6 protein-coding genes are annotated in these 5,745 nt (G+C 64.1%); all 6 read right to left on the reverse strand.

Annotated elements, in window-relative coordinates; all coding sequences use genetic code 11:
• Positions 1-274 (reverse strand): hypothetical protein (locus ASG00_RS15090; RefSeq protein WP_162238320.1); only part of this gene is annotated, 274 nt, incomplete at its 3' end.
• Positions 258-1,223: a polysaccharide pyruvyl transferase family protein gene (locus tag ASG00_RS15095; protein ID WP_162237850.1), complete on the reverse strand. Its 966-nt coding sequence runs from the start codon at positions 1,221-1,223 to the stop codon at positions 258-260. The genes ASG00_RS15090 and ASG00_RS15095, both read right to left, overlap by 17 nt.
• 41 nt (positions 1,224-1,264) lie before the next feature.
• Complete coding sequence (locus tag ASG00_RS15100; protein ID WP_056206449.1) at positions 1,265-2,428, reverse strand: hypothetical protein; 1,164 nt, start codon at positions 2,426-2,428, stop codon at positions 1,265-1,267.
• Positions 2,416-3,366: a glycosyltransferase family 4 protein gene (locus tag ASG00_RS14230; RefSeq protein ID WP_162237849.1), complete on the reverse strand. Its 951-nt coding sequence runs from the start codon at positions 3,364-3,366 to the stop codon at positions 2,416-2,418. Before ASG00_RS14230 ends, ASG00_RS15100 begins: the two co-directional genes overlap by 13 nt.
• 107 nt (positions 3,367-3,473) lie before the next feature.
• Positions 3,474-4,604 (reverse strand): glycosyltransferase, encoded by a 1,131-nt coding sequence (locus ASG00_RS01940; protein WP_056206453.1) that lies wholly within the window; start codon positions 4,602-4,604, stop codon positions 3,474-3,476.
• A 70-nt stretch (positions 4,605-4,674) separates the two neighbouring features.
• A partial coding sequence (locus ASG00_RS01945) for a sugar transferase (RefSeq protein WP_235559063.1) occupies positions 4,675-5,745 on the reverse strand: 1,071 nt, incomplete at its 5' end.

Consider the following 5,745-nt stretch of genomic DNA (forward strand, 5'->3'; position numbering starts at 1 on the left):
TGGTGAACCCCGTGTCGAGGATGTAGTTGGCCTTCGCCACGTAGAGGAAGGCAAAAATGGCGGAAAGAAGGTTGAGTGGAGAAAGGATGTCCCTCGCCCGCCGAGTCTCCACAACGCACACGAACGCGATAGTGGCGAGCAGGGTATACGCGCGAGGCCGTGTCGACCAGGTCGCAATATGCGGAACGAGAATTGCCACGAGCACCATCAGGCCCGACCCGAGCAGCCACAGCCGCTGGCGGGCCATCGCCGATACGTCAGCTAATGCGGGCACAGGCATCCTCCAACAGCTCCTGCTGCCTCAGGATGTAATCGGTACGAGCCGATCGCGGGTCGAAGCCGGAATCGATATGCGCAATACCGGAATCAGCGACGAACGTTCTCACCTTCTTGTTCTCCCCAATCGCGACCGACGGAACCCCCGCTCGAGACGCCATGATCAACGCGTGAAGCCTCGAGGCCACGACGAGCTCAGCATCGGCGATTGTGGTGTAAACGTCGCGCCAATCGCGAACCAGAGGCGTGAGTTCAACCGAGACATGCTGGGCCGTGAGCCGTTCAGCAAGTGTACGGCTCACGAGTTCGTCGTCACCCTCCTGGTCCATCCGCACAATTGCCACGTTGCGTCGACCGGAACGCAACACTTGATCGATGACCTGTTCGATCTGCGGGGCGGTCGTGCGTCCGCTCAGCGCGACGACCGTTTGGTTGCCCGGACGGGAACCGCGCTCGGGCACCCAGCCATAGAAGGCATCCCCCGAGAGGGTGGGACTGACGCCGGTCTTCTCATGGACGAGCGCTGCGGAGTCGGCGTCTCGCACGGCAACCATGTGGGCACGGTTCACCGTGCGCTTCAGGAGGGTGGCGCCGCGCGCCGGCCACTTCTCCGCACCGACTCCCACGAATGAGTACGGGATTCGCATGGTCGCGGCCACGCCGGAGACCGCGAGCACGTATCGGATAAGGCCTCGAGGGATGAGCCCGTACTGCGGCGCTTCGTTCTCTGCCAACAGCGTGCCTCCGCCGATCACCACGTGATCCGCTCCGGCAAACGCCGCGCGTAGCTCGCCGACTCCGCGAAGCGGCACACGCTCGATGCCCGAATCAGTGGTCGGCGTGTCCGACCACTCACCACCGAGCGATGCGACGACATCGTTCCCTGCGCGCTGCAGAACCCCTGCTAGAGCATCCGTAAGGGCCTCATCGCCGATGTTCCGCGGCATCCCTTGACCGGATGCGCAGGCTGCTGATGCGATGACAACTCTCACTTGACTGCCTTTCGTGCGATGAAGAGAAGGACGAACAGTACCGATTCCGAACACGCCATCGACAGCGCGACGAAATCGGGGCCGTGGGGAAGGGCGATGGCCACCGCCACCAGCGCGATCGCGCCAGTCGACAACGACACGATCAGCCGGACGAGTGGTTTCCCGAGCCCCGTGAGCACCGCCGCTTGGCCGTAGTTTGCGAACTTCAGCGGCAAGGCGCAAGAGAGGATGACGAGCGCAGTCACGGTCGCCGCGTGCTGCTCGGCGTGGGACAACAGGACAGCTCCCAGCGTTCCGGTGGCGATCGCCGCGGGAACTCCGAGCGCCGCGAGGCCCCAGACCAGCTTCCCACCGGAACGACGTCGCGCGATCTGCGGGAGATACATCTGAGAGATGCTTCCCGGAACGATCTCGACGGGTTGCACCAATCGCGTCGCGGTCGCGAGGACTGCCGCGTCGCTGATCGGAGCAAACGCAGCCATGAGGACGACCGGAATCTGAGAGTATGCACCGGCAGCCATCGTCGGAAGTCCGAACTGCACTGCCGACATCCATTCCCGGCCCACCGTCGGCAGGCGTGGATTTCTCTGATAGTCACCGCGGAGTGAGACGACGACGATCCCCGTCGCTGCGATGACAGCAATCGCCGTGCCGGCCACAATCGACCCGACCCCGACGCGCGCGATCAACGCGAGCGCGATGCCGCCCTTGATGACGGCAAGCCCGAGGTCGACAGCGCGATACTTGCTGAGTTGATGATGACGCAACCAACGTACGCGGGTCACTCTGGCGAAGTTCTCCGCGACCGGCAGAAGTCCGACTGCGCCGATCGCCCAACTCGAGCTCGTCAGGTCGCCTCGGAGCGCGACGGCCCCCACGATGATGAACACGGTGATGGAGATCATCCCCGCAACCGCCTGTAGGCCATACATTCGCCGCACCGAGGTCTCATACTCATCCTCAGAGGGGATGACCGACAGATAGGCCACGGCGCCGGGATCGAGGAGCACCTGGGTCGCGGCAGACAGCCCCATCGCGACCGCGAGCCAGGCGTAGTCGGTATGCGGCAGGGCGGCGGTTCCCGCGAGCAGGATCGCCAGGTTCCCCAGTCGCGACAGCACCGCGAAGAGTGCGGTGAGGCCGGAGGTCAGCATGACCACCTCTGAAGCTGACCGTCAATTGCTCCAGCGACCGCCGGATCCGTATAGCGCACCGGCAGGTCCGGGCCGGACGCGGAGCGCCCGTCCCGCACAATGCGCTCAATTGCGGCCGCAAGCTCTTGAGCATCACCTGGTGTCGTTCGCATGCCGCGCTTCGTCGCGAGCACAATCTCTGCTGCGCCACCGGCGTCCGCCACGATCGTATGGGCGCCGGACGCGAGGCCTTGAATGATCACCTGACCGAACGGCTCGGGCGTGGTGGACGTGTGGACCAAGATGTCGGTGTCTGCGAGCAGGTCGTCGACATTGTCGACGTGACCCACGAACGCCACAGGGAACCGCATGTTCCGCGCGCGCTCCTTCAACGATGCCTCGTACTCCTCTTCGCCGAAGTGCGCAGCCCCTGCGATCGTGATCTCGAGGCCCATATCCGCCGGCAATCGCTCACTGAGAATCGCCAAGGCGTCGAGGAGGACGTGGATCCCCTTCCACGGCGTGAGTCGGCTCAACGAGAGCACCTTGACGGGACGGTTGAGTGCATCGTTGCGAACTCGAATGTCGGGAGTAAGGATCCCCGACGGTGTGCCCACGACGACAGCGCGACGACGAAGCGACCGCGGAAGGGATCCGACTGTGAACTCACTGTTGGCGAGAAGCACAGCCGCCGATCGGAGGATGACCAACTCGATGAGGAGTCGTTTCGGTAGAGAGAAGTAGCCCCCACGAACCGCGTCCTGCACGTAGATCACGTGTCTGCGACGCGGCACACGTGCAATCGCGACGACCAACGCCGCACGCAGTGTATTGCTCATGACGACGAGGCTCGAGTCTTCCCGAAGGAGGCGACGGAGCCGGCGCCCCGGGGACTTGTCGACCAGCACGGGCGTTCCGCGCTCGCTCAAGATCCGGGTCAGCCATCCGTCGGCGAAGGAGATCACGCGATCTACCCGACGTGAGTGCTCTGCATATCTGACCAGTCCGAGTTCCGCTCCGCCGGGCGCAGCGGAGTGGGTCACGACGATCCAGCGTGGGTTACGCGACATGTTCACGAGATGTCCGAATCGGAGAGCCACGCATGAATCGACCGATCGAAGTTGGAAACGTCGAACTCGAGGGAACGGCGTCGACACTCATCCGGACTGGAGCCGATCGCCTTCTGAATCGCCTCGACCGCGTCCGACGCCGACGCGACATCGAACGTCGAGCCCACACGCGAAGACCCCAGGATCTCGGCCGCACCCCCGATCGCGTTGACGACGATGGGCGTACCGGAAGCCAGCGCTTCGACCGGCATGATCCCGAAGTCCTCCACTGCGGGGAACACGAAAGCTGCGGCACGCGAGTAAAGCGAGTGCAGCAAGTCGTCGCTGACGCGCCCCGCGAAGTACACCGGGACGGCTGAGTCAGCGGCGATCGCCTCCAAACGGGGTCTGTCGGGACCGGAACCGGCGACGACGAGCGGCAGCCCTGCGGCGCTAGCCGCGGCGATCGCGGCGTCGATACGCTTGTAGGTCACGAGTCGTGAAGCGGCAAGGAGAAACGGCTCGCTGGTCCAGCGGGGCACACCCCAAGCGACCGGGTCCTCGACCTGCATCACCCGTCGGGATATCTCGGCCGCCGCCACCGGGGGATAGATGACTCTCGAGTCTCGCTCCCACGCGCGCATGATGCGTTGGCGGACAAACTCGCTGTTCGCGGCGATACTGTCGAGCTCACCCGCTCTCTGACGATCGATCGGTCGCAGGAGCGGAGAAGCGATGCGGGCCGCCACGTTCGCACCGCGGGGATCCACCTCAGGCGCCCAAATATAGCGAGCGGGAGTATGGACGTACGCGAGCTTCTTCAGGTCGCGGTTTGCGCGCTCCGAGTAGTGATGGGCGAAGAGGTGGGTGCTGATAATCGCCCAGCGGTGGTGTGCACCGACGTTTCGCCATGCGATGGGCATCATCGGAAGCGCGAGCGCCTTCCTGCGTCGCAGGGGGGTCCGCGCGAGCCAGGACTCCCTCACCGACGTTGGGTCAATGCGCTCTCCGTCGACCCACAGACAGTGAAGCTCAGCACCCGGGAGCAGTCCACGAAGGCGATCAACCACCGCCTCTGCGCCGCCGTGGCTCTCGTACCATTCATGGACGATGACGCCGTCGGTCGTGACGTCGTCAGGGCCGATCTCGCTCACGAGAAGTCTCCAGGTGTTGAGGCGAACGAGGCAGACGAAGCAGCCCGCATGCGAGCTGAGAATGATGAGATCAGTGCGCGGTCTCCCCCGGGGAGAGAACGGCGCGAAGCGTCTTGAACAGGATTGCGATATCGCCCACGAGTGACCAGTTCTCGACGTAGTACAGGTCGAGGCGGACGGCGTCTTCCCAGTCCAAGCTGCTTCGACCGCTCACTTGCCAGAGACCGGTGAGGCCGGGACGGGCGAGAAGCCGCCGGCGCGCCGCATCGGAGTAGAGCGCTACCTCTGCAGCAATCTGCGGGCGAGGACCGATGAGACTCATCGTGCCCCCAAGGACGTTGAACAACTGCGGCAACTCGTCCAGCGAGTATTTCCGGATGAATCGGCCGACGGGCGTGATGCGCGGGTCGTTCTTGATCTTGAAGAGCGGCTTCTCGCTCGTCCCCTGCTCCTCGAGCAACGCCTTGAGCTCGCGATCCGCACCGACTCTCATGGAACGAAATTTGCGCATGTAGAAGGGATTCCCACGCAGTCCGATCCTCTCCTGCTTGTACAGGACCGGGCCGATGCTGGTTGCCGACACGGCCACCGTCACCGCCAGAAGCACCGGGGAGAGCAGCGCGACCAATATCGACGCTCCAACCAGGTCGAACGTCCTCTTCACGAACCGCTGTCCCATCGAGAATCGCGGCGTCTCCACGTGGATGAGCGGCAGACCCGCAACCGGTCGAGTGTGGAGACGGGGACCAGCGATGTCCACGATGCTGGGCGCGAGAACGAGGTGCTGTCGGCCCGCCTCGAGGCTCCACGAGATCTGCTTGACCTTGTCGGGGGGAAGGTCGTCCGTGCTCGTTACCGCGACCGTGTCTGCAAGAGTCGCATCGACCGCGCGCTCCACCGCATCGACACTCCCCATGATGGGAATGTCCGTTCCCGGGATATGGTCAGCGATCTTCCCGTGAGGAACGCACGCACCGACGACGAGGTATCCAGCCGATGCTGATCGTTCGAGTTCCCGTGCAATCTGCGCGACCGAGTCGACGGACCCGACGAGAAGCACGCGAGCCGACCACCGACCGTGCTCCCGTTGAGCAATGAGCCACTGGCGCCACAGCCACCGTTCGAACATCAACACCACGAC

This window comes from Microbacterium sp. Leaf351 (genome assembly GCF_001423825.1).
Taxonomy (GTDB): domain Bacteria; phylum Actinomycetota; class Actinomycetes; order Actinomycetales; family Microbacteriaceae; genus Microbacterium; species Microbacterium ginsengisoli.